The 22,446-nt window shown below is 68.6% G+C and carries 20 protein-coding genes and 4 pseudogenes; 6 read left to right on the top strand and 18 right to left on the bottom strand.

What is annotated here, in order from left to right; genetic code table 11:
* Window positions 1-365: 365 nt before the first annotated feature.
* Together DMB66_RS14520 and DMB66_RS14515 are read right to left on the bottom strand one after the other, a co-directional pair.
* On the bottom strand, window positions 366-2,378 hold the full coding sequence (locus DMB66_RS14520) for a WD40 repeat domain-containing serine/threonine protein kinase (RefSeq protein WP_125804605.1): 2,013 nt from the start codon (window positions 2,376-2,378) through the stop codon (window positions 366-368).
* A gap of 293 nt (window positions 2,379-2,671) precedes the next feature.
* Complete coding sequence (locus DMB66_RS14515) at window positions 2,672-3,394, bottom strand: SDR family NAD(P)-dependent oxidoreductase (protein WP_158647238.1); 723 nt, start codon at window positions 3,392-3,394, stop codon at window positions 2,672-2,674.
* Window positions 3,395-3,483: 89 nt separating this feature from the next.
* On the opposite strand from DMB66_RS14515, the gene DMB66_RS14510 reads away from it, so the two are divergent.
* Window positions 3,484-4,092 carry a TetR/AcrR family transcriptional regulator gene (locus tag DMB66_RS14510; protein ID WP_125804603.1) on the top strand — a complete coding sequence of 203 codons (609 nt, stop codon included), beginning with the start codon at window positions 3,484-3,486 and terminating at the stop codon, window positions 4,090-4,092.
* Between the two features lie 4 nt (window positions 4,093-4,096).
* Here DMB66_RS14510 and DMB66_RS14505 read toward each other — a convergent pair whose 3' ends face one another.
* The 6 genes from DMB66_RS14505 to DMB66_RS14485 all read right to left on the bottom strand — a co-directional run bounded on the left by DMB66_RS14505 (window position 4,097) and on the right by DMB66_RS14485 (window position 9,718).
* The gene (locus DMB66_RS14505; protein ID WP_199752342.1) at window positions 4,097-4,540 is read right to left on the bottom strand and encodes a hypothetical protein; all 444 of its coding nucleotides are present in this window, start codon (window positions 4,538-4,540) and stop codon (window positions 4,097-4,099) included.
* A 112-nt stretch (window positions 4,541-4,652) separates the two neighbouring features.
* Window positions 4,653-5,702, bottom strand: a complete 1,050-nt coding sequence (locus DMB66_RS14500) for an aldehyde dehydrogenase family protein (protein WP_233624552.1) — start codon at window positions 5,700-5,702, stop codon at window positions 4,653-4,655.
* Window positions 5,703-5,711: 9 nt separating this feature from the next.
* A complete protein-coding gene (locus DMB66_RS63710) occupies window positions 5,712-6,056 on the bottom strand; it encodes a hypothetical protein (RefSeq protein WP_233624551.1) in 345 nt (114 codons plus the stop codon).
* Window positions 6,057-6,060: 4 nt separating this feature from the next.
* The gene (locus DMB66_RS14495; RefSeq protein ID WP_125804602.1) at window positions 6,061-8,244 is read right to left on the bottom strand and encodes a xanthine dehydrogenase family protein molybdopterin-binding subunit; all 2,184 of its coding nucleotides are present in this window, start codon (window positions 8,242-8,244) and stop codon (window positions 6,061-6,063) included.
* Window positions 8,241-9,236, bottom strand: a complete 996-nt coding sequence (locus DMB66_RS14490; RefSeq protein ID WP_125804601.1) for a xanthine dehydrogenase family protein subunit M — start codon at window positions 9,234-9,236, stop codon at window positions 8,241-8,243. Before DMB66_RS14490 ends, DMB66_RS14495 begins: the two co-directional genes overlap by 4 nt.
* A complete protein-coding gene (locus DMB66_RS14485; protein ID WP_125804600.1) occupies window positions 9,233-9,718 on the bottom strand; it encodes a (2Fe-2S)-binding protein in 486 nt (161 codons plus the stop codon). The genes DMB66_RS14490 and DMB66_RS14485 overlap by 4 nt, the downstream gene beginning before the upstream one ends.
* 300 nt (window positions 9,719-10,018) lie before the next feature.
* Between DMB66_RS14485 and DMB66_RS14480 the strand changes: the two genes are divergently transcribed.
* Window positions 10,019-10,924, top strand: coding sequence for a helix-turn-helix transcriptional regulator (locus DMB66_RS14480; RefSeq protein WP_125804599.1), 906 nt, complete (start codon window positions 10,019-10,021; stop codon window positions 10,922-10,924).
* A 121-nt stretch (window positions 10,925-11,045) separates the two neighbouring features.
* Here DMB66_RS14480 and DMB66_RS14475 read toward each other — a convergent pair.
* From DMB66_RS14475 to DMB66_RS65855, 9 genes and pseudogenes are all read right to left on the bottom strand, one after another.
* Window positions 11,046-11,594: pseudogene (locus DMB66_RS14475) on the bottom strand (Tn3 family transposase); the annotation flags it as partial.
* 138 nt (window positions 11,595-11,732) lie between these two features.
* Complete coding sequence (locus DMB66_RS14470) at window positions 11,733-12,224, bottom strand: hypothetical protein (protein WP_125804598.1); 492 nt, start codon at window positions 12,222-12,224, stop codon at window positions 11,733-11,735.
* 93 nt (window positions 12,225-12,317) lie between these two features.
* Entirely contained in the window at window positions 12,318-12,734 is a 417-nt protein-coding gene (locus DMB66_RS14465; RefSeq protein WP_125804597.1) for a DUF6262 family protein, read from the bottom strand.
* A complete protein-coding gene (locus tag DMB66_RS14460; RefSeq protein WP_199752338.1) occupies window positions 12,724-14,742 on the bottom strand; it encodes a tyrosine-type recombinase/integrase in 2,019 nt (672 codons plus the stop codon). Before DMB66_RS14460 ends, DMB66_RS14465 begins: the two co-directional genes overlap by 11 nt.
* Before the next feature lie 221 nt (window positions 14,743-14,963).
* The gene (locus tag DMB66_RS65860; protein ID WP_370318406.1) at window positions 14,964-15,122 is read right to left on the bottom strand and encodes a hypothetical protein; all 159 of its coding nucleotides are present in this window, start codon (window positions 15,120-15,122) and stop codon (window positions 14,964-14,966) included.
* 94 nt (window positions 15,123-15,216) lie between these two features.
* A pseudogene (locus DMB66_RS14455) lies at window positions 15,217-16,074 on the bottom strand (tyrosine-type recombinase/integrase); the annotation flags it as partial.
* Window positions 16,075-16,195: 121 nt separating this feature from the next.
* A pseudogene (locus tag DMB66_RS14450) lies at window positions 16,196-16,781 on the bottom strand (Tn3 family transposase); the annotation flags it as partial.
* Between the two features lie 13 nt (window positions 16,782-16,794).
* A pseudogene (locus tag DMB66_RS63705) lies at window positions 16,795-16,920 on the bottom strand (hypothetical protein); the annotation flags it as partial.
* 61 nt (window positions 16,921-16,981) lie between these two features.
* Window positions 16,982-18,727: a nuclear transport factor 2 family protein gene (locus DMB66_RS65855; protein WP_125804595.1), complete on the bottom strand. Its 1,746-nt coding sequence runs from the start codon at window positions 18,725-18,727 to the stop codon at window positions 16,982-16,984.
* Window positions 18,728-18,796: 69 nt separating this feature from the next.
* Between DMB66_RS65855 and DMB66_RS14440 the strand changes: the two genes are divergently transcribed.
* On the top strand, window positions 18,797-19,807 hold the full coding sequence (locus DMB66_RS14440; protein WP_125804594.1) for a GlxA family transcriptional regulator: 1,011 nt from the start codon (window positions 18,797-18,799) through the stop codon (window positions 19,805-19,807).
* A 171-nt stretch (window positions 19,808-19,978) separates the two neighbouring features.
* Window positions 19,979-20,563 carry a TetR/AcrR family transcriptional regulator gene (locus DMB66_RS14435; RefSeq protein WP_125804593.1) on the top strand — a complete coding sequence of 195 codons (585 nt, stop codon included), beginning with the start codon at window positions 19,979-19,981 and terminating at the stop codon, window positions 20,561-20,563.
* A 131-nt stretch (window positions 20,564-20,694) separates the two neighbouring features.
* Here the strand turns inward: DMB66_RS14435 and DMB66_RS14430 are convergent, their stop codons facing one another.
* Complete coding sequence (locus DMB66_RS14430) at window positions 20,695-21,009, bottom strand: PaaX family transcriptional regulator C-terminal domain-containing protein (RefSeq protein ID WP_255440659.1); 315 nt, start codon at window positions 21,007-21,009, stop codon at window positions 20,695-20,697.
* Window positions 21,010-21,290: 281 nt separating this feature from the next.
* On the opposite strand from DMB66_RS14430, the gene DMB66_RS14425 reads away from it, so the two are divergent.
* Complete coding sequence (locus tag DMB66_RS14425; RefSeq protein WP_158647236.1) at window positions 21,291-21,470, top strand: tannase/feruloyl esterase family alpha/beta hydrolase; 180 nt, start codon at window positions 21,291-21,293, stop codon at window positions 21,468-21,470.
* A 105-nt stretch (window positions 21,471-21,575) separates the two neighbouring features.
* Window positions 21,576-22,430, top strand: coding sequence for an alpha/beta fold hydrolase (locus tag DMB66_RS14420; protein WP_125804590.1), 855 nt, complete (start codon window positions 21,576-21,578; stop codon window positions 22,428-22,430).
* Window positions 22,431-22,446 lie beyond the last annotated feature (16 nt).

Raw genomic sequence — 22,446 nt, 5'->3', positions numbered from 1 at the left:
AGCCAGGTCATGGCGGCCACCGGCTGACCCGCCGCGCATCACGGCGGTGATCTGTGCGGGCAGGGGGAAGATCGGTGGCCAGGTGCGCGAGCATCGGATGAACGGCTCGGTGCGCGGCTGCGCGTCTACAAAGCGGCTGACTCGGTCAACGACCAACAGGCGTGAGCCTTCGAGGTGCCGGTCAAGCCGGGCATCCGCTTCACCAACATGATCACGGTGTCCCTGGGCGGCCAGGGCACGATCAACCGCGTCATCGACGACAAGAGCAATCCCGCCGTACGCGGCACCGAAACGCAATACCTCACATCCGGTCCGAGTCCCCCTACGCACGCGGCGCCCCGGGCACCCGCTCCGGTGCGGCGGCGTCAGCCCTTGGTGAAATCGGTCATGGGCTGCACCCGGACCAGGTGGTGGTCGGTGCCGGTCGCCACGCTTGCGCCGTCCGGGCTGACGCGAACGATCATCGGCCACTCGTCGTTGACATTCACCGTGCGGATCAACCGGCCCGTCGCTATCTGCCACACGGGCATCCCGAGCTCAGACTCGGTCCCGGCGATCAGCCAGCCGCCGTCCCGGCTGAAGTCCACGCTCTCGATCAGAGCGTCCGACCTGGTGAGCGCGGTGCCCGCGCGCCAGTCGACGGTGCTCCACAGCCGCACCTCACCGTCTGTGCCACCAGCAGCCAGCAGTTTGCCGTCCGGGCTGAACGCCACGCCCATCGGCGAGGGCCCGGGCAGGGCCTTGACCAGCCGTCCGTTGCTCGCGTTCCACACCCGGACCGAGCCGTCGTTCCCCCCGCTGGCCAGTGTCTTGCCGTCCGGGCTGAAGGCTACGTCGTACGTGCCATTCCGATGCCCGGACAGGCGTGCCCGCTCGGTCAGCGTGCGGGCGTCCCACAGCACCACCGGCCCGCCTATCCCGCCGGCCGCGATGGTTCCGCCGTCCGGGCTGAACGCCACTGCCTGCACCGACTCGATCTTGGGGTTGAGCTTGGCGACGCGCTTCCACGCGCCGGTCTGCCACAGCAGCACAGACGCGTCGTCGCTGTGTCCCGCGGAGGCGAGCAGCTTGCCGTCCGGGCTGAACGCCAGGTCGAGCACACTATCCAGGTGCTCTTTCATGGTGCTGACCGACTGGCCGGTAGCGGTGTCCCAGAGGCGTATCGTCCGATCACTGGCCCCACTGGCCAGTGTCTTACCGTCCGGGCTGAACGCGACGGCCAGCACGATTTCGCCGTGCCCGAGGAGCGCGCCGCGGTACTGCTCCCGCGACGGTTCGGCCGACGCGCTGGAGGGTGCCGGGCTGGGCGCGGCCTCCGGCTCTTCCCTCGACCGCGTCGCAACGACCGCAAACGTCACGACGAGGGCCGCGACGCCGGCGGCGGCGATCCCGATCCAAGCCCGGCGCCGTCGGGAGGGCTCGGGCGGCACCAGCGCGGTGATGGTGTCGATGTCGACCGGCGGAGCCGACGCGGTGGTCGCCGCGATCGTGGCCAGCGGCGCGTCCAGGGTCACTGAAGTGGACCACAGTGGCCGGCGCCGTCGCTTCTGCGCGGCGGTCGGAGCGGGCCGCTGTGCGACGGCGGCAAGCAGCTTCAGGGCCGGTTCGGCGGTGAGCCGACGGCCTGGATCCTTCTCCAATAGTCCCTTGATCACCGGCCACAGCCGGCCGGCGTGCGCGGGCGCGGCGGGTTTGCTGGTGAGAATGGCGGCGAGCGTGCCCTGGGTGTCGTCACGCTGGAACGGCGAGCGTCCGGTCACCGCCAGGTAGAGCGTGACACCCAGCGCCCACAGGTCCGTCGCGGTCGTGGCCGGCTCGCCGTTGATCCGCTCGGGCGCCATGAACGCCGGCGATCCGACCATCTGCCCGGTGCGGGTGAGCGCCGTGGCGTCGTCGATCGCGGCGATGCCGAAGTCGGTGAGCACCACCCGGTCGCTGTCGAGCAGAATATTGGCGGGCTTGACGTCGCGGTGCAGGATCCCGCCGCGGTGCGCCGCCCGGAGCGCGTCCAGCACGCGCACCCCGATCTCGGCGGTCCGCTGTTCGGTCAGCAGGCCGCGCGCCCGGATCTCGTCGGCCAGCGACTGCCCGCCGACGAGTTCCATGACGATCCACGGCCGCCCGTCCTCGATGATCACGTCATGCACGGTGACGATGCTGGGATGGCGCAGCCGGGCCGCCGCCTGAGCCTCCCGCAGAGCCCGCTTGATCAGTGGATCCCCGGGATCGACGGACCCATGCCCGGCCGCCGGGAACAAGATCTCCTTGACGGCGACATCCCGCCCGAGCAGCGAGTCGTGCGCCACCCACACGGCACCCATCCCGCCCCGTCCCAGCGCCCGCTCCAGCCGATAGCGCCCAGCGACCAGCCCAGCCATAGACGAAATCTACAGGTCTTCCAAGACACTCGATGCCGCAGCGGGTGGGTGGTCCGGACCGCAGCTCACGCCGAGGATCGCCTCGCTCCGCGTTGGCTCCACCTCCGTGCCGCTCACCGACAGCGCCTTCTGCTACTCGCGGTGTCAGGTCTGGTCAGGAACGTGGCCGAGAGCACCGCCTGATCGGTCGGTTCCAGATCCAGGCGTCTGACCTGACTGCTACCCACCGAGCGACCGATCGCGCACAGAACCGCAGCTCAAACCCCGGAACCCAGTTTTCGAGCGGTACCGGTTCAGAGCTCGGCGACGACGCGTCGTAGGGTGCCCGGCGCGACGCGCAGCATGGCGGGCATGACTTTCGTCTGACCGGGGAATGCCATGTTCCGCCTCCGCCGGAGAGCTTTCATCGTGACCGCCGCCCCCTGCGCGGGAGTCAGTTTCTTCCCCGTGGCTTCGGCATTCATGGGCGTGTCCGTAGACGGTGGGAGGACCTCGAGGACATGGGTGTGACCATGCGGGGCGAGTTGACGGCGCAAGCCATCCGCAAAGCCGTGCAGGCCGGCCTTCACCGCGCCGTGGGTAGGCGCGCGAGTGGGCGAGACCAAAGCGAACCCCGAGGTGATGAAGACGATCGCGTCGGGCGATGGCCATCGCTCGAGCACTTCACCCGTCAAGTGGATGGGGGCGGTGAGATTCAACGCCACCTCGTCATCGAGAGTCGCATTGGGGTTCTTGCCGGCGGCATAGTCTCGTTGCTCGAACGTACCGGCGTTGTTGACCAACACGTCCAAACGCCCGAAGCGATCAGCGACTGCTTGCAACAACGCTGCCCGATCAGCTGCGTTCGTCACATCAGCCCGCACGGCCAGCGCCTGCGGGTGTGCCTGCGCGAATCGGTCAAGCGCGGCCTGCGAACGCCCGCAAACGACGACAGACGCCCCGAGTTCCACGAAGGATTGCGCGAGGCTCAAGCCGATGCCTGAGGTTCCGCCAGTTATGAGTACGGTCTGTGACACGATGTCGCCTCTCCGTATAGCGTACCGGTTGGTACGGAAGTACCGTAGCACGTCCGTACCGATCGGTACCCAATGGCTAGGATGAAGAAATGTTCTCGACGACACCGGCCCCTGCCGGCAGGCCTCGCGCGTTCGACATCGACGAGGCACTCGACCGTGCAGTCCTGGTGTTCTGGTCAAAGGGTTTCGAGGGCGCCAGCCTTGACGACCTCACCGAAGCGATGGGTATCAGCCGCCCCGGCCTGTATCGGGCGTTCGGTAACAAAGAAGACCTCTTCCACAAGGCCCTGGAGCGGTACACCGAGGGCTTGGTCTCCTACTTCGCTCGAGCTCTAGCAGAGCCCACAAGTGCCGCAGTGGCTACTGCTGTGCTCCACGGGGCGGTCGAAGCGGCAACCATGCCGGGACTCCCCACGGGCTGTCTCGGCGTGCAGGGTGCGTTGGCCACCGGGGATGAGAGCCGCCCAGTCCGAGACGCGCTCATCGCATGGCGCGAGGACGGGATAGCCCACTTGACGCGCCGGTTTCAACAGGCGGTGGACGCCGGCGACCTTCCGCCTTCCACCGATCCTCATCTTCTCGCGCTCTACCTAAGGACAGTCGCCAACGGGATCGCCGTCCAGGCCGCGAGTGGTAGTTCCCGCCCCGAGCTGCTGCAAGTCGCGAACCTCGCGTTGGGCGGCTGGCCAAAGCTGTAGTCAGCTAGCGCCCAGTGTCGCCGCGGTCGGGCGCCGCGGTGACGAAGTCCTCCCGGGCTGCCTGCGTCTCTGCGGTGGTCATCGCTTCCGGTACGGGGTAGGGCTGCTCGCCCTTCTCGGTGACTGTCTTACCGTCTCTGGCGATCGTGCTGGGGGCGAGAACGCGGCGGCCACCGTTGATGTCGGGGTGGGTGCCGCAGCCGGCGTGCATGATCTGCAGGACGATGCGGCCGCCCTCGGCGTGCACCGCCTCGAACACCTGCTGCCAGCCGGCCGCCTGCTCGTCGGTGGCGATGCCCGGCTCACTGACATACCCCTGCGAGGCGTGGTCGGGGTAGGTGCCCTCGGTGATGATCAGCCCGACGCTCGCCCGCTGCCGGTAGTACTCGACCATCAGATCCCCGGGAATGCCGGAGGAACCGGCCCGGACCCGGGTCATCGGTGCCATGACGACGCAGAGGGTCCACGCCGTCCGGTCTCAGCGATCCTCATTTTCGCCGGCCTGAGGCACTTCGTCGGCCGATCGCCCGCCGGACAGCCTGCTTCCCGAAAGCGCGAGGTTAGCTGAGCGGTACGTCCGCGACGGCCTTGAGGTGGCTGAACGTCTCGAGGGAATACCGGCCGTGGTACCGACCCATGCCACTTTCGCCGACGCCACCGAAAGGCAGGCCGGGCATGAGCAGTTGCATCACCGGCTGGCCCCAGGCGACGCCGCCGGAGGACGTCTCGTTCAAGAGGCGCGACTTGGTGGGCTCGGACGTGGTGAAGGCGTAGAGCGCTAGGGGCTTTTCGCGTTCGTTGATGAAGGCGATGGCGGCATCGAGGTCTTCGACTTCGACGACGGCGAGGATCGGACCGAAGACCTCCTCCTGCATGACCGGCGATGCGGGGTCGACGTCGGTGAGCACCGTCGGTGCGATGAACAGGTCGTCACGGTCGTGCTGGCCTCCCACCGCCGCCTGGCCGGAGTCCAGCAGACGGGTGAGCCGGTCGAAGTGCGGCTCGTTGATGATCCGGCCGAAGTCGGCTGCGGTCTGCGGGCTGGTGCCGAACTGGGCTTCGACCGCCGCACGGAGGGCGGGAACCAGTGCGGCAGCGGTGGCAGGATCAGCCAGAACATAGTCCGGGGCTATGCACTGCTGCCCCGCGTTGCCGAATTTGGCGCCGACCAGCCGCTTCGCGGTCTCGTCCACGTCGGCGTCGGGTGCCACGAAGACCGGCGACTTGCCCCCGAGTTCAAGGGTGACCGGGGTGAGGTTCTTGGCGGCTGCGGCCATGACGATCCGGCCGACGGTGCCATTGCCGGTGTAGAAGATGTGGTCGAAGCGTTGTGCCAGGAGGGCCGTAGTCTCCTCGGCGCCCCCTTCGACGACGGTGAGCACGTCGGCGTCGAAGTACTGTCGCAGCAGGCGTGCGGCCACCGCCGATGTGTGCACCGAGATCTCGCTCGGCTTGGCCACCACGGTGTTTCCGGCGGCCAGTGCGCCGATGATGGGGTCGATGAGAAGGTGCAGCGGGAAATTCCACGGTGCGATCACCAGGACGACCCCGAGCGGGTCGTACGTGGTGTAAGCGGTTGTCGTGGGACCGAAGTGGGCAGGAACCTGCACCGGGCGCGGCTACAGCCAGCTCTCGAGACTCGCCAGCGTCTCGTCGATGTCGGCGACGGTGAAGTCGATCTCCTGGGTCTTCGCCTCGGCGGGGTTCTTCCGCAGATCCGCCCAGAGCGCTTCGATCAGCTCCTGCTCGTTCTCGACCAGCAGGGCCCGCAGCCGCTGCAGCTGGTTGACGCGCCAGTCCAGTCCGCGGGTGACGCCGGTGTTGAACGTCGCACGAAGGCGGCCGACCACCTCAGCGGCCGTTTCGCTCTGGCGCGTCCTCGACTCCCCCCTGCCGCTGGGCCCTGCCCCGACGGCGGTGCCGTCGGGGCAGGGCGCGAGCGCGGCGCCCGGCCCGACGGCCATCGCGTCAGAGCAGCTTGTCCAGGGTGATCGGCAGGTCCCGCACCCGTTTGCCAGTCGCGTGATGGACGGCGTTCGCCACGGCAGCAGCGACACCCGTGATGCCGACCTCGCCGGCGCCGAGGATCCCGAGCGGCATGTTCGGATCCGGTTCGTTCAGGAAGGACACGTCGATCGGCGGAACGTCGGCGTGCACCGGTACGTGGTATTCGGCCAGGCTCGGGTTCATGATCCGCCCGGTGCGCGGGTCGACGAGGGTCTCCTCGGCCATCGCCATGCCCAGGCCCATCACGATCCCGCCGCGCAGCTGACTGGACGCGGTCTTCGCGTTGATCACCCGGCCGATGTCGAACACCCCGACCCACCTCGACACCCGCGTCTCCCCGGTTTCGGCATCGACGCGTACCTCACAGAACTGCACACCGGAGGCCGCCTTCACCCACCTCTGGGCTCCCAGCAGGAAGCCCGGGAGGAACCGTGCCCGCCCGGCGATCCGGCCGAGCCGCGTCTCCGATCCGACGGCGGCCTCGACATGGGGCACCTTCGCGCGCCGGAGGATCTCCTCATGGCTGCCGCCGCCGGTCTTGCGGGCCATGGCCTTCAGCTTTCGCTTCAACTCGTCGCACGCCTGGATCACGCTGGCTGCGATGCTCGCGGTCTGCAGAGATGAGGCGGCGGCCGGCCCCATCGGCAGCGCGGAATCGCCGTACTCGACGTGGACGGCGTCGAACGGCACCCCGAGCGCGTCGGCGGTGATCTGAGCCTGGGCCGTGGCGGCGCCCATGCCCATCTCGTGGAAGCCGCAGCGCACCAGCACACTGCCGCCAGCCGACAGGCGTACCGCGACGTTGACCGGCATCGTCAACGCCGGGTGGAACGCCGTTGCCACGCCCGTCCCGACCAGCCACCGGCCGTCGCGCGTCGCACGCGCCTCCGGGTTCCGCTCCTGCCAGCCGAACCGTTGCGCGCCAAGCGCGTACATCTCTCGCAGCCTGCGGTGGGAGAACTTCTTCTTGCCGTCGATCGGGTCGACCGCGGTCTCGTTGCGCATGCGCAACTCGATCGGATCCATGCCCAGCGCATAGGCCAGTTCGTCGATCGCCGACTCCAGGGCGAAGGTGCCGATCGCCTCGCCCGGCGCCCGCATGAAGGTGGTCGACAGCAGATCGAGCTCCACGCGGTCGTGCCGGGCGAGGATGTTCTCGGCGGCGTAGAGATGCTGGGCCGGGCCGGTTACCTGCTCGTAATTGCCCCCGATCCGGCCGTTGCGGGTCACACTGGTGTGCACCAGCGAGGTCAGCCTGCCGTCCCGGTCCGCTCCCAGCGCGACCCGCTGGACCGACGGGGTACGCCCGCCGACCGTGCGGTAGACCGCCTCCCGGGAGAGCACCAGCCGGACCGGTCGGCTGGTCGCCCTGGCGGCCAGCGCGGCGAGGATGGTGCCGGGCCACATCGCGAACTTGCCGCCGAACGCGCCGCCGACGAACGGCGCCAGCACCCGCACGTTCGTCATCGGAACCCCGAACCGCAACGCGAGGTGGGTGCGGAACCAGTCGATGGACTGGGTCGCGTCGTGAATGGTGAGCCGGTCGCCGTCCCACAGGGCCACGGTGGCGTGCAGTTCCAGCGCGTTGTGATTGTGCGGCGGGGTGCTGTAGCGCAGATCCAGCGACACCGCCGCAGCCTTGAGGGCGGCCTCCGCGTCACCTCGCTTGGCACCTTGGGGGAAGAACGAGTTGTTCGGTTGCGGCCGGGCGTCTTTCGCGGCCACGTCGAAGTCCACGACGGCCTTGGTCACGGTGTATTCGGCGTGCACCAGCCCGGCAGCCTCCCGGGCGGCGGCGGAGGTCTCCGCGACGACCACCGCGATCGGCTGCCCTTCCCAATGCACCTCGTCGGTCTGCAGGTAGTTCACCGAGGTACCGGAGAACAACATGCTGAAGTTGAACGTGCCGGGCTTGGGCGCCGGTTTCAGCGGCGGCGCGTTGCGGTGGGTGAGCACGGCGATCACGCCCGGCACCGCACTCGCCTCGTCGGTGTGCAGGGCGGTGATCCGGCCACGGCTGATGGTGGCGTGCACCATGACGGCGTGGGTGAGGCCGGGATAGAAGTGTTCGGCGGCGAACTTGGCGGCACCGGTCGTCTTGACGCCGCCGTCGACACGGTCGAGCGGTTGTCCGATCGTGGTCATGCCGCGCTCCTCTCGGCCAGCAGCTGCCGTAGCGTCGCCACGATCGTGCGGCGCGCGAGTTCGATCTTGAAGCCGTTTTGCGGCCCGCCCACCGCGGCGGCGAGTTCGGCGTCTGCCGCGTGCCCGAAGGTCTCCTCGGTCGCCGGTCTGCCGATTAGCGCCCGTTCGGCCTCGGAGGCGCGCCACGGTTTGGTGCCGACCCCGCCGAGCGCGAGCCGGACCTCGGTGACCGTCCCGTCGTCGACGGCGAGTGCGGCAGCGACCGAGACGAGGGCGAATGCGTATGACGCACGGTCGCGTACCTTGCGGTAGTGCGAGTTCGCCGCGACCGGCACCGGCGGCAGCTCGACGGCCGTGATCAGCTCGTCGGCGACCAGCACCGTCTCGATGTGGGGGGTGTCGCCGGGCAGCCGGTGGAACTCGGCGATCGGGATGCGCCGGGTGCCGCGCAGGCTCTGCACCTCGATGACTGCGTCGAGCATCACCAGCGCCACCGCCATGTCCGAGGGGTGGGTCGCGGTGCAGTGCTCGCTTGCCCCCAGCACGGCGCTGCCGCGGGAGAATCCGCCGATCGCGGCACAGCCGCTGCCGGGTGCGCGCTTGTTGCAGGCGGCGGCGTCGTCGTAGAAGTACATGCAGCGGGTGCGCTGCAGCAGGTTGCCTCCCACGGTCGCCATGTTCCGCAACTGGGCCGACGCCCCGAGCAGGATCGCCCGCGCCAGCACGGGATAGCGGGTCCTGATCACGGGGTCCGTCGCGAGCCGGCTGTTGCTCACCAGCGCACCGATACGGATCCCGCCTTCCGGCAATTGTTCGATCCCGGTCAGCGGCAGCCGGGTGATGTCCACGACCGTCGACGGTTGTTCGATCCCCTCGCGCATGAGGTCGACGAGGTTCGTCCCGCCCGCGAGAAGCTTCACGTCGTCGTGGTCCGCGATCGTGCGCAGCGCCGTGTCAAGGTCAGGTGCGCTGAGGTAGCCGAAGGACTTCACTTCGCGACCTCCCTGATCGCCGAGACGATGCCGTTGTAGGCGCCGCAGCGGCACAGGTTCCCGCTCATCCGTTCCCGGATCTCGTCGTCGTCCAGCTCCCCGCTCGTGGCGGCGAGGTGCTCGGTCGCCGCGCTGGGCACACCATCCTTGTGCTCGGCAAGCATGCCGATCGCCGAACAGATCTGGCCCGACGTGCAGTAACCGCACTGGAACCCGTCGGTGCGGACGAACGCCTGCTGCAACGGGTGGTCGACCCCTTCGATGGTCGTGATCTCACGGCCCTCGTACTGCACCGCCAGCGCGAGGCACGCGTTGATCCGTCGACCGTCGGCGAGCACCGTGCAGGCCCCGCACGCGCCCTGATCACAGCCCTTCTTGGTGCCGGTCAGGCCGAGATACTCGCGCAGCGCGTCGAGCAGGCTCACCTGCGGCGAGACGTCCACCCGCCGGGCCGATCCGTTGATCTGCAGTTCGATCTCCACCGCTCGTTCCTCCGGTTCGCCCGAGGGCTCGCATCTCGTGAGAGGGCCGCGCCAGGCACACATGACTCGACCGGAGCTAATCCGGCCTGCGGCCCGAACACCGCGTCTCGCCTCGCCACGCTCGCAGTGAGGATCTGTTTCAGATCACGGGCTATCTGCGGGCAGTGCCGGGTAGTTGGGTGTCGCCGCCAGCTTGCCGGGCGATCAGGCATTCACCCAGGCCACGACCTTGCGTACGTCCGCTGGTCCTACTACTGGCAGGGTCAGGTTAGGGTGCGTCCGCCCATGGATACTCAAGTGATGGACGCACTCCCCGAACCGGTGCGCGAGCCCGCCGCCGGCGCCTTGGACCCGCGTGTCGAGCTCAGCGAGTTCCTGCGTACCCGGCGGGCCCGGCTGAAGCCCCAGGACGTGGGGCTCCTGGAGTTCGGGCGGCGTCGCCGGGTGCCGGGGCTGCGCCGCGAGGAACTGGCGCAGCTGGCCGGGGTGTCGGTGGCGTACTACACCCGCCTGGAACAGGGCGACGGCCGCAACGTCTCCGCCGAGGTCCTCAACGCCATCGCTCGCGCGCTGCGCCTCGACGGCGCCGAACACGCCCACCTCACCCACCTCGCCAAGCCGAAAAACCGGCGGCCGGTGGCCCGCCGGCAGCAGGCACGCGGCACGGTCCGCACCCTGCTGGATGCCATGGACGGCATCCCCGCGATGGTCATCGGCCGGCGCTCGGACATCCTGGCCTGGAACCGGATGGCCGCGGCGCTGCTCGGTGACTGGTCGCACCTACCGGTGCAAGAACGTAACTGGGCGCGGATCCTCTTCCTGCAGCCCGATTACCGTGACCTGTTCATCGACTGGCAGCAGAAGGCGGCCGACACCGTCAGCCAGCTGCGCATGGACGCCGGCGCCCACCCGAACGACCCCCAGCTGGCCGCCCTCGTCGGTGAACTGTCCGTCAAGAGCGAAGAGTTCCGGCAACTGTGGGCCACCCACAACGTCAGAGGCAAGTGCCACGGCCTCCAGCGTCTACGTCACCCCCTCGTCGGGGAACTCGACCTGCACATCGACACCTTCGTCACCGACGACCCCGACCAGACGCTGCTGACCTACCACGCCGCACCACAGTCGCCCTCAGCAGACGGTCTGCGCCTACTGGCCAGCTGGGGAAGCGACGCGACCCAGACAGGCATGGAATCCTCGCGAACCTAGGAGCCTGCGCCGACGACCGGCACCAGGGTCAACTCATCGCTGCGGCGGTGCCATCCCGCCGTAACGGCCGGTAGCCGTCGGTGTCGAGCTGGGCGAGTTCGCCGTCAATGTCGACGGAGTGGGTGCCCAGCCGCCGGGTCAGCAGCGCCCCGGCCCGCGGGTACCGATCCAGGAAGTCCGCGCGGGGCCCGGTCCGGTACAGGGTGATCTTCCCAAGGTCCCGGATCCGCGGGGACAGTTGCTTGCCGACCAGGTCGAACAGGGCGAAGTTCGCCAAGGTCGCGCCGTGGGTGTCGGTGGCGCGCTCGAACACCGGCAGGTCGGTCTCGTTGCCGAGCAGCCCGTCGAGGACGTAGTGCGACTCGGGCGCGGTCGCCACGATCACCTTCGTGTCGAAGGTCGAGTGCTGGTCGGAGACGTGGGTGTAGGTGGAGACGCCCTGCCCGCGGGCGAAGTACCGCGACAGGTGCCGGGCGGTGATGCTCTTGCCATTGACCGGAACCGCTGTCCGCCCGAGGACGAGCCGGTGGTGACAGTTGACCACCGCGGCGTTCGCCGCTTCCAGGGTCTCCGGCCGGAAGTACCACTCGGCGGTCCAGGCGAGCACGTCGTACGGCACCCCGCAGGACTCGGCCATCGCGGACAGACCCATGTTCGTGGCCTCCGTTATCTAGAGCCCGGGATTTGACCTTGGATCTGACCTGCGGATCCGCGTTGAGGTCAGTGTCTTTGACGCACTGTTAAGCGCGGTCTAAGCATCGCTGAAGTACAATTTCCCGGCGTGTTGAGGTAGCGCAGCTGGTAGTCCTCAGTTGTCGCACCCAGGGCATTCCCCGTTCGCCAAGAGGACGTACTGGTTGCAGCGGGGGCACTTAGTCTGCGGCTTGGCGTCGGCTGAAGTTGACCGCGAGTCCTTGATGACTCCTCGGCGACCGGCGGACCGCAGCTTCACTGCCTCGATAGCCCAGCTAAGCACCGCGTCGAAGCTACCCTCAACAACGTTTGCGGCGATCTTCACGAAGGGGTACGGATCGTTGTTGTTGACAGGCGGCGGCACGGCGCCCGGAACGTCGCGCAAAATGCCTTGAAGACGGTGCCGGTCGACAACGATCTCCACGCGGCTGGGATGAAAATACAGTGCGATACCACCATCATCGGTCGGCCTGACCTGCAGTTCGCCGGCAACCCTCTCCCGTTGGGCGATACCAATGCTTCCTTGAAGGGCATCCAGCAGACGCTGAAGCGTCGGATCCAGATTCATTGAGGCTCCCCGCTCGGCCGACAGATCATGCTCCCCCATCGGCGAATGATGGCCAGCCTGAAGGACTCCAGCAACGGCATCTGAGGCGTCTCGGTGCGGGTGATCACGTCTCCGCACACGCCGCGATCCGCGTCAGTTTCCTAGGGATCGGGTAACCGGCCGCAGTCGGCCGCTGCTGCCTGCGCGTTGTTCGCCGAGGGCTTCGGCGAGGGCGAGTCGCAGCCGTCTGTTGTCGTTCTCCAGATGCCGGATGCGCTCGGTGGCCGCCTGCAGGCGGTTCAGCAGCGATGCGTCGGAAGCGCGTTGCCGGTCGGGTACTTGCCGCCGGTTGGGCTGCTGGCGGCCCCGAAGACGCTCGATCTCGCTGCGGATGTCCGGCTGGGAGTAAAGCCAGGAACGAGAGACGCCCGCTTCGCGGGCGACCGCCTCGAACGAGACCGGCGTGCGGGCGGTGTCGATGCGCCGCAGCGCGGCGGCAGCACGCCGGTGGGTGGCCTCTGCCCGGCGCCGGGCAGAGGCGATGACGTGGTGGGAGTTGTCAGCTCGCATCGGCCCCCCTGCCTTCGTCCTGCTCGGGCTTACCGTCCAGAACCGTGATGATCTGGTCGAGGTTCCCCAGCACCTGCTGATTCATCTCCACCACTCGGGCCTGACCACGGGCCTCTGCGGCGGAGATGAGTTGGACGACCTGCTGGCGGTGGGTGCGATGCTGCGGTAGGAACTCGGCGGTGGTGACGAACATCGGGCAGGTCAAGCAGGCGTTGGCGTGCGGACAGGTCTGCTGCAGCGGCAGGCCGCAGTAGCCGTTGGGCAGGGCCTGGGTGACCCGGCCGAGCCGCTGTTTCGCCCACGCGGCCTCGGCGAGAGGACCGGCCGGGTCCAGCGTGACGGTTTCGCCCTTCATGTTGACCTTCCGTGCTCGGTCCCAGTGTCGGCGCACGGTCTTCTCGTTGATACGGGCGTAATGGGCTGTCATCTGATGAGATTCATGGTCGAGTAAGACCCGGACGACCTCCTGCGGGACGTCCTTGTTGATCAGACGGGTGCCGAACGTGTGCCGCCACTGGTGCGGCGTGAGGTGGACGGGGCGGCGATGCTCGTCGAGTACCTCGCAGTCGGCGAGCCACCGCTTCAGCGCGAGCCGGTAGGTCGAGCTGGACAGCGGCTTGGTGCCGTCCGGGTTGGCTCTGGGCTGCGGAAACAGCACCGGCCCTCGCGACCAGCGGTCCACCACGCGCTGTTGCTGTTCCCGGATCGCCGTCTCCAGCTCGTCGTCGACGGGCACCAGCGCTTCCCTCTTCATCTTGTGGTTGAAGTAGCGCAGGTAGGGAGCGGCGTCAGCGTCGTGGACCAGGCAGTCGAGTGGCAGCCGCAACGCGTCTCCGACCCGCAACCCGCAGCGCATCAGGATGACGGTGACCAGCCGGCCAGCCGGGTCCGGCCAGCGGTCCAGATTGTCGCCGCGCTCGAGCTGCGTCATGACGTGTTCGGCCAGGGCACGAGGCAGGCGTTGAGGCCGCTTGGGGTAGTCCTCGGTGTAGAACATCGCATCGACGGGGAGCGAGTCGTTCCAGCCGTGCTGGCGGATGGCCTGGAAGAACGCGTTGACCAGGCCGATCAGCTCCCCGTGGCTCTTGGCGCCGTGGCCGAGGGCCTGCAGATGAGCGAGGTAGCGTTCCAGCACGCCGCGGTCGATGTGAGCGATCGCGTCGACGCCACTTGTGTCGAGGAACTTGCCGAAGCGGGTGAGCGCGTTGACGCACTTGGTCGCCTGGCCGCCGCAGATGCCGGTACCCAGCCGCCACCGCACCCACCGTTTGGCCAGCTCTCGCAGCCAGGGCTGGGGGATGCGGTCGAAGCGCAGGTGGGCGTGCGGGGAGTCGATACCGAGGTTGCGCAGACGCCAGACGTCGCGCGGGTATTCGATGTTCCAGCCGCGGCCGTGATGGAGCTCCTCGACTTGCCGGCGAGCGTAGATCACCAAGGACACCGACGAGCCGCCTGTGCCATCGGCGTTGCGGGGAAAGTGCTGCTTCCAGGTTTCTTCCGGCCAGTCCAGCAGCGACCGGACTCTGCATCTGGCCACGAAGCGCACGACGTGCCGGGCTCTGGTCGGCGGAGTCTTGATTTTCGCGTCATCGTGGCGGCGCTGCAGGGCGTATTGCATCTCGAGTTTCACCCCGGGCGTCAGGCCGCGCAGGTCCAAGCGCTCGTGATCCGGGGTCGCGTCGTCGTAGGCGCGGACGTATTCGTCGAGGCCGGGTTTCCCGAGGGCTGACCAGCGACGGGCGTGCGAGGCGCACAGCGGCGCGTTGCCCTGGGCCCACAGATCGCAGTAGGAGACCAAGCAGGCCGCCGGAGCAGTCGCGGCGGCCTGTTCCGAGAGTGCTGCCAACCACGCGTCGAGGCCTGGCTGGCCGGCTTCTCGCCAGGCGTAGTCATGACGTGAGCACAGCCCGCCACGACGCCGGCCGTAACGGCATTCGGCCGCCCGGCATGGCGGTAGTGCCACGTGCCCGCGCATCAGCGGTGTGGTGGCCGCCGCGAACTGCTGCACCTCCGGCTTGCCCTCGGCGGACCACCTATTGTGGTGCCCGAGACACAGTCCCCGGGTGCGGCCGATGCGGGGACAGCCGGGCACCAGGCAGGGAGGCCCGCCGAAGACCGGATCGCCGGGATCGATGTCGATGAGGTCAGCCCGGAACTGTGGCCGGACGACAGCCAAAAGCTTGCCGAGAAGGCCCGGATGAAGCGGGCCGACCGGTTCGGGAACTGCGGTCACAACTGCACCTCACGTCCGGTGAGGAAACCGGCGGCGGCCAGCACCTCGCGCGCGTCCTCGGCGGTGAGATGCCCATATGTGTCCGCCGTGGTGGTGATGCAGGCATGACCAAGCAGCTTGCTCACCATCTCCACCGGCGTCCCGGCGCGGAGCAGCCGGGTGGCATAGGTGTGCCGATACCAGTGCGGATCGAAGTCGATGCCGGTGCGGGCGACGCAGGCGTTTCACCAGGTCGTAGACGGCCGTGTAGGTCAACGGATGGCCGTGGGGAGCGGCCCACAAGTTGACGAAGACGTAGTCGCTGTCCAGGTCGCCGTACTCGGCATGCATGTAGTCGGCGTAGAGCCGCACGAGCCCGGCACTGACCGGGATGCTGCGCGGCGACCAGGACTTCGTGCGGGCGCCGTTGTCGTTCAGCCGCGGCACGACCGCGATTTTCTGTGCGGGCGCCGACCAGTCCTCGTGGCGCAGGCCCAGCGCCTCACCGATACGCATGCCGGTGTCGTAGAGCACCGCGAAGAGCAGACGGTCGCGTAACCGGTCGCACGCGTCCAGGATGGCCTGGACCTCGCCCACGGTGAGGATGCGCGGATGCTTGCGCGGGGCCTTCAACTTGATCAGCCGTCGAGCCTGGGGCTGGTCTTTGCTGATGTGGTGCAGGAACGGCCGCCATGAGCTGCCACGACGACCAGCCGGCTGCCACGTGGTTAGCAGTTCGCCCAGGTCGACGCCATGCCGGGCGGCGTGCTGGTAGAAGGCGCTGATCGCCGACAGCTTCCGGTTGACCGTCGTCTCAGCGCAATGATGCTCGACCGAGGGCAGCACCGCCACGCGGCCGGACCGGGCGACCGGCGGCCGCCGCAGCCACGCCACGAACTCGGCGATGTCCTCCAGCCGCACTTCCTGCCAGTTCAGACCGCCGACGGCGAGGAAGTCGAACCAATCCTTCAGATCGTGGGCGTACGCCTTGACGGTGTTCGGAGACCGTTCGGCATCGGTCAGGTACGCCAGATACCGCTCGACCGGGGCGACGGGGATTCCGTCGTCGCCGAGCACCGTCCATGACTCGCGCCGTGCGACGGCTGTGACCACGCGCTGAACCAGCATCAAACCTCCCGCAGACCTGCGTGTTGGACGGCGGCAGATAACCACGTCCACCAGGCAGAACCGGGGATCTCCGAGCTGCGTCACGCACGTGCTGGACAGCCTTACAGCGGCTCCAGATAACCTCCGCGATGATCACGTACATCAGGTTGCGCTTGAGCTCCACCGGCCGGGCGACCTTCCCGCCGGCTTGCACCAGGTGGTCGGTGAACCAGGTCCGGGCGTCGACCTCCACCAGCACCGACGCGATCGGCACCCGCAGCGGCCTCGACCGGTTTGCCGACCGGGTGGCAGAACTCCACCTTCTGCGGCGCCCACGCCTGCGGGGTGAGCAGGAACGACGCCGGATCGGCGTACCGGCGCGGGCCGGGCATGAAGATGTCGCCGGAGCGCAGGCCGACCAGCACGGCCAGCTCCCAGTACCGGCGGTACGCGGTGACGTCGCCGGCCTGCTCCGCGGCGACGAGGTAGCCGGCCCACTTCGTCGGCACGAACCCGACCGGCGCGTCTGCCGGGACCTTCCGGGCACCGGTCGCGGACAGGCCGGCCAGGATACTGACCGCCTGCAGCAGCTGCTCGGTGCCCGGCCCGCCGGCGAACTGGACCGCCGCGAGCACGGCCGGGGCGAACTGGCGCAGGTACGACATCGACGCGTCCAGCATGCTGAGCTGGCCGTGATCGCCACGGCAGCGTGCACAGCTGGACTGCCACACCCAGCACGTTGCGGCCGGTCCGGAACTGGCGCACGAACGCCTCGTCCGCGCCGGTCAACGTGAGGTACTGGATCAGCTCGGCCCGGTTGATCTCCGGGAAGCCCCGGAGCCGCGCCAGTTCCTCTGCCGAGAACACATCCTGAGTTGCCACGTGTCCCGATGGGGCCGGACGCGATTCGCCCCGACCCCGGCGGCTGTCAGAACATCGTGTTGTCGTTGGCGGCGGTCTCGGGCACGGCCTGTTCGGAGCTCCAGTGCTCGACGATCCTGGCGTCGCGGACCCGGAAGAGGTCGAAGACCGACCGGCCACGCTCGCCCGGCGTGTCGACGTAGTGGCTGTGCACGGCGACCAGGTCGCCTTCGGCGATAACGCGTTTCGGTGTGACACTCAGCTGCGGGAACTTGTCGAAGTAGCTGCCCAGGCCGGCCTTGAGACCGGCCGCGCCGCCGGGGTTGTTCGGGTCGTGTTCGTGGTAGTCGGCGCCGACGTAGGCGTCGATGGCGGTCAGGTCCTTGCGGACCAGCAGTTGGTCGACGAACGCGGTGACCAGTTCCTTGTGGTAGGCGGTGAACCAGCGCTGCCCGATCGCGTCGGTCCGCGGCTCGCTGAGCGTGGCGAACATGTCGTTGCCGCTGGCCGTGGTGGCGGGCACTTCCTGAATGACGTCCCAGTGCTCGGCGATCTTGCCGTCCTGGAAGCGGAACAGGTCGAAGATGGCCAGACCCTCGGTGCCCGGCACCATGACGTAGCGGGAGTGCAGCAGCACCAGATCGCCGTCGGTGATGACCCGTCGGGGCTCGAAGGCGGCCTGCGGGAACTGCTCTCGGATGCCGGCGGTGAAGTACTTGAGGGCGTCGGCTCCGTCGGGCGCCAGGGGGTTGTGCTGGATGTAAGAATCGGGCCGCACGACCCGATCGACGATGGCCGTGTCACCGAGGACGAACACGTCATGCAGCAGTTGCTGGGCAAGTTGTGCCTTGCTGTCTCGAACGGTCAGCACGATCTTGCCGCTCGTCCGGCCGGTCTCGCCGAGCGCGTGCGCCTTCGCGGCCTCGGCGAGCGGGAAGGTGGCCTCGACGTGGGCACGCAGTGCGCCGGCCTCGGCCAGGGCGGCGATGGCCTGCATGCCGGCCTGGTCGGCCTCGACCAGCAGCGACTCGTAGCGGATCCCCCGCTCGGCGATCGTCGCTAGTTCGCCGGCGTCGATGGGTACCGGAAGGATCGAGACGAGGGTGCCGCCCGGGCGCAGCACGGCCACGGATCGGGCGCGGCCGGCGGAGTCACGGGAGATCGGGTCGAGGACCACGTCGATGTCGCTGAGCACCTCGGTGAAGTCGACGCTGTGGTAGTCGATGACCTCGTCGGCACCGAGTGATCGCAGGAAGTCGTGTTTGGCGGCGCTGGCGGTGCCGATGACGTACGCGCCGCGGGCCTTGGCGATCTGCACGGCGAGGTGACCGACGCCGCCGGCCGCCGCGTTGATCAGGACTCGCTGCCCGGCCCGGACGCCGGCGGTGTCGACCAGCGCCTGGTAGGCGGTCAGCGCGGCCAGCGGCAGCGCACCGGCCTGGACGTGGTCGATCCCGGCGGGCTTGTGCGTGAAGACGCGGGCCGGCCCGGTCACGTACTCGGCATGCGAGCCGGCTCCGCCCGGGTAGGGCAGCATGCCGAAGACCTCGTCGCCGGGCTTGAACACGGTGACGCCCAGGCCGACGGCCTCGACCACGCCGGAGACGTCCCAGCCGAGCACCAGCGGCAGCCGGGCGATGAGCGTGGACTGGGCCCGGCTCCACCAGTCGGTGGGGTTGACCCCGGCCGCGTGAACGGCGACCAGGATCTCACTCACCCCGGGCGCCGGTTTGGGTAGCCAGGTCTCCCGCAGCACGTCGGGGGCGCCGTAGACGTCCTGGCTGATGGCTCGCATGGTTTCGGTGTCCGTCATGGGCCCAGCCTGGCCGCCGTCACAGGCCACTACAATGGCATGAACGCCAATTTTCGACGGGATCCTGCCATGGCCAAGGTGCACCGCGTCGTTGTCCTCGCCCCGCCCGGCGTGTACCCGTTCGACCTGGGCATTCCCCACCGCGTCTTCGGCGCCGCGGACGGCCGCTACGAGGTCGTGACCTGCACCATCGATGGTCACCCGGTGCGCACCAGCGCGGACTTCACCATCACCGTCGAGCATGGCCCGGAGGTGTTGCGCACCGCCGACACCGTGATCATCCCACCGTTCTACACCAGCGACCCCCGCCGTGAAACGCTGGTCGACCTGGCGCAAGTCCTCTCGTACGTGGCCCCCGGCACCCGGATCGTGTCGACCTGCACCGGCGCCTTCGTGCTGGCCGCGGCGGGGCTGCTCGACGGGCGCCGGGCCACCACGCACTGGCACGCCACGGGCCTCTTCCGGGAGTGGTACCCGCAGGTGGAACTCGACCCGAACGTCCTGTTCGTCGACGAAGGCGACGTGCTGACCGCGGCAGGTGCCGTTGCCGGCATCGATGTCTGCCTGCACCTTGTCCGCAAGGACCACGGCAGCGAGATCGCCAACCAGGTCGCCCGCGCCTGCGTCGTGCCCCCGTGGCGTGAAGGGGGCCAGGCGCAGTACATCCAACACCCGGTCCCCGACGCAACGGCGAACGACACGTCCGCCGCCCGGCAGTGGGCGCTGCAGAACTTGCACCAGCCGCTGACCCTGAGCGACCTTGCCGAGCAGTCGAACATGAGCCTGCGCACCTTCGCCCGCCGCTTCACCGAAGAAGTCGGTTTGAGCCCCGGACGCTGGCTGATCCAGCAACGCGTCGACCGGGCCCGGCAGTTGCTGGAATCCACCGACCTGCCGGTCGACGACATCGCCGGCCAGGTCGGCTTCGCCGGCGGCACCTCGCTACGAGAACACCTGCACGCCGCCATCGGCGTCACACCAGTGGCCTACCGGCGCACGTTCCGAGGCGCACCGGCAACGAGCCGTGCCGCCACGGCGAGCGCTCGGCAGGACGGTCAAGCACGTCGCCCTCGACCATAAAATTATGTACGTCATACCATCGGCTACGCCGGGACGGGTATCGGCCGCGGCGGGCAGACGGGAGGGCCCCGGGCGGCAAGAGGTTGGCACAAATTAAATTATGGCCGTACGCTCATTGGGGCCCGGAGGTGGCGCCCAGCCGCCGGCGGGACGAGTGAAGGAGTGTGCGGGGTGCGATACGGACCAGAACGCAAGCAGGCGACGCGGCGGCGCATCATCGAGGCGGCCGGGCGCCGGTTCAAGGCCGACGGCATCGACGGTTCGGGGATCGCCGCGCTCATGGCGGATGCGGGGTTGACCAACGGCGCGTTCTACGCCCATTTCGACTCCAAGGACGACCTAGTCGCCTCCGCGGTCGCCGACCAGCTCCGCGAGCAGTGCGAGATGCTGGGGACGGCGTCGCCCGGCCATGCCGGGGTCGAGCAGATCCTGCGCACCTATCTCTCGGTGCAGCATCGCGACAGCCCCGAGCACGGCTGCCCGTCCGCTGCCCTGCTCGACGAGATCGCCCGCAGCGCCGACGCGACCCGACGCGCGTACACCGACGGGGTGCTCACCGTCATCGACGACGTCGCCGCCCGGGTCGCACCCCACGACCCGCGCTCGGCACGCGTGCAGGCGCTCAGCATCTACGCCCTCATGGTCGGCACCCTGCAACTCTCCCGCGCCCTGGCCGACCAGCAACTCGCCGACATCGTCCTCGAACAGGGCGTCCAAAGCGCCCTGACCCTGCTCGGCACCGAAGACCGGCGATAGGGCACCGGGCCGAGCGGGGGTGTCAGCGTCTCGCGTGCCCGCGTCATGCACCGGATGTGCGTCGACCACCCCGGCCGGGGGGTCGCTCGCGCCGCAGTCCTGGACATCGCGTCCACCCGGCACGCCATCCATCACCTCCGCCGGTCAAGGCCGGCGGGCACGTCAAGCCCCGACGCGGTGAGGATCCGCCGTACCCACTCTTCGGGGCGCTCGCCCAGCCTGTCGTAGCCCCGTTCGAACAGGAGTCTGGCCTGTTCACGTGGCCAGCCGGTGGGCATCAGGTGCTGCGGTAGTTGCGGATCGAGGGCGGGGAACCGGCGGTACGCGTCCATCAGCCGGGTCCTGGCGGCCAGGGCCTCGCCGCCGCGGACCCGGTCGCCCTGCGGCGTCGCCAGCCACCGCCATTCTTGGCTGAATTCGTCGCACTGCGCGGCGATACCGGGCAGGTCCCAGGCGTCCAGCGGGCTCCGGTTGGCCTCGGGCAGGACGACTTCCTGGCTGCGGAAGACGGTGAGCGCCGCCGGCCGCGACCCGCGAGTGGAACCGCATCAGCGCCGAGCACGCTGACCGCAAGGCCGCGGCGCCGATCGCCGTCAGCATCCCGATCATTTGACGGACTCGTTGACCGTCGACACAGATTCGTCGTACGTTGACCCCCGCTCGTCGAGGAGGCTCGGATGCCAGACCACACACAGCCCGCACGAGGGCCCGCCGATGGATCCCGCTGGTGTCCGCAGCCGCCGTTCTGCTGATCCCCGCCACGACCGCCGCCGTGGCGGCGGTCCAGATCCAGTTCGAGGTGCGACTGCCCACGCAGACCTACCGGCAGCGTTACCTGCAGACCGGCTGCGGCGGCCTGTGCCGCTCTCGCGATCAACGCCCCCGCACGCCTGCTCGCTTCATCTGATGAGCTCCCCGGGTCTTGCGGAACGATCATATTACGACCATACTTCCATGAGCATTGGGGCGCGCTCAGCCGCCCCACCCGCAACGCCCGACAAAGGAGATCGCCATGGAAGCCCGCCACGGCATAGTGAAGTCGTACAAGGACGCGCCCACCCGTACCATCTCCGCCGGAGGCGTCGAGTTCGCCTACCGCGAACTCGGCCCGAAGACCGGCATCCCGCTGGTCCTGGTGACCCACCTGGCCGCGGTCCTGGACAACTGGGATCCTCGGGTGGTCGACGGCCTGGCCACCAAGCACCACGTCATCGCCTTCGACAACCGCGGTGTCGGTGCCTCCACCGGCATCACCCCGAAGACCATCCAGGCGATGGCGGCCGACGCTCTTACGTTCATCCACGCGCTGGGCCTGACTCAGGTCGACCTGCTGGGCTTCTCCATGGGCGGCATGATCGCCCAGGTGATGGTGCAGAGCGACCCTCAGCTGTTCCGCAAGCTGATCCTGGCCGGCACCGGCCCCGCCGGTGGTGAGGGCATCAAGAACGTCACCAAGCTCTCGCACTTCGACACCGTCCGGGCGCTGCTGACTTTGCAGGACCCGAAGCAGTTCCTCTTCTTCACCCGCACCCCCAACGGCCGCCGGGCCGGTAAGGAGTTCCTGGCCCGATTGAAGGAACGCACAGTCAACCGGGACAAGCCGATCGCGCTCAAGTCGTACTTCTCCCAGCTCGCCGCCATCCACGCCTGGGGACTGGAACGCCCGCACGACCTGTCCGTCATCCGCCAGCCGGTGCTCGTGGCCAACGGCGAGACCGACCGGATGGTGCCCACCTCGAATTCAGTCGACATGGCCCGCCGCCTGCCCGACAGCGACCTGGTGATCTACCCCGACGCCGGGCACGGCGGCATCTTCCAGTTCCACGACCAGTTCGTCGCCAAAGCCCTCGAATTCCTCGAGCAATAGATCGCGGCGGAGCAGG

This window comes from Actinoplanes sp. ATCC 53533, assembly GCF_003947245.1.
Note: the sequence above shows the minus strand (reverse complement) of the source record. Positions and strands in the feature narration are given on the sequence as shown.

Coding starts and splice junctions, on each gene's coding strand:
- DMB66_RS14520 (WP_125804605.1), bottom strand. CDS start 2,378: ATGGCTGGGCTGGTCGCTGGGCGCTATCGGCTGGAGCGGGCGCTGGGA.
- DMB66_RS14510 (WP_125804603.1), top strand. CDS start 3,484: ATGTTCTCGACGACACCGGCCCCTGCCGGCAGGCCTCGCGCGTTCGAC.
- DMB66_RS14505 (WP_199752342.1), bottom strand. CDS start 4,540: ATGGCACCGATGACCCGGGTCCGGGCCGGTTCCTCCGGCATTCCCGGG.
- DMB66_RS63710 (WP_233624551.1), bottom strand. CDS start 6,056: ATGGCCGTCGGGCCGGGCGCCGCGCTCGCGCCCTGCCCCGACGGCACC.
- DMB66_RS14495 (WP_125804602.1), bottom strand. CDS start 8,244: ATGACCACGATCGGACAACCGCTCGACCGTGTCGACGGCGGCGTCAAG.
- DMB66_RS14480 (WP_125804599.1), top strand. CDS start 10,019: ATGGACGCACTCCCCGAACCGGTGCGCGAGCCCGCCGCCGGCGCCTTG.
- DMB66_RS14470 (WP_125804598.1), bottom strand. CDS start 12,224: ATGGGGGAGCATGATCTGTCGGCCGAGCGGGGAGCCTCAATGAATCTG.
- DMB66_RS14465 (WP_125804597.1), bottom strand. CDS start 12,734: ATGCGAGCTGACAACTCCCACCACGTCATCGCCTCTGCCCGGCGCCGG.
- DMB66_RS65855 (WP_125804595.1), bottom strand. CDS start 18,727: ATGACGGACACCGAAACCATGCGAGCCATCAGCCAGGACGTCTACGGC.
- DMB66_RS14440 (WP_125804594.1), top strand. CDS start 18,797: ATGGCCAAGGTGCACCGCGTCGTTGTCCTCGCCCCGCCCGGCGTGTAC.
- DMB66_RS14420 (WP_125804590.1), top strand. CDS start 21,576: ATGGAAGCCCGCCACGGCATAGTGAAGTCGTACAAGGACGCGCCCACC.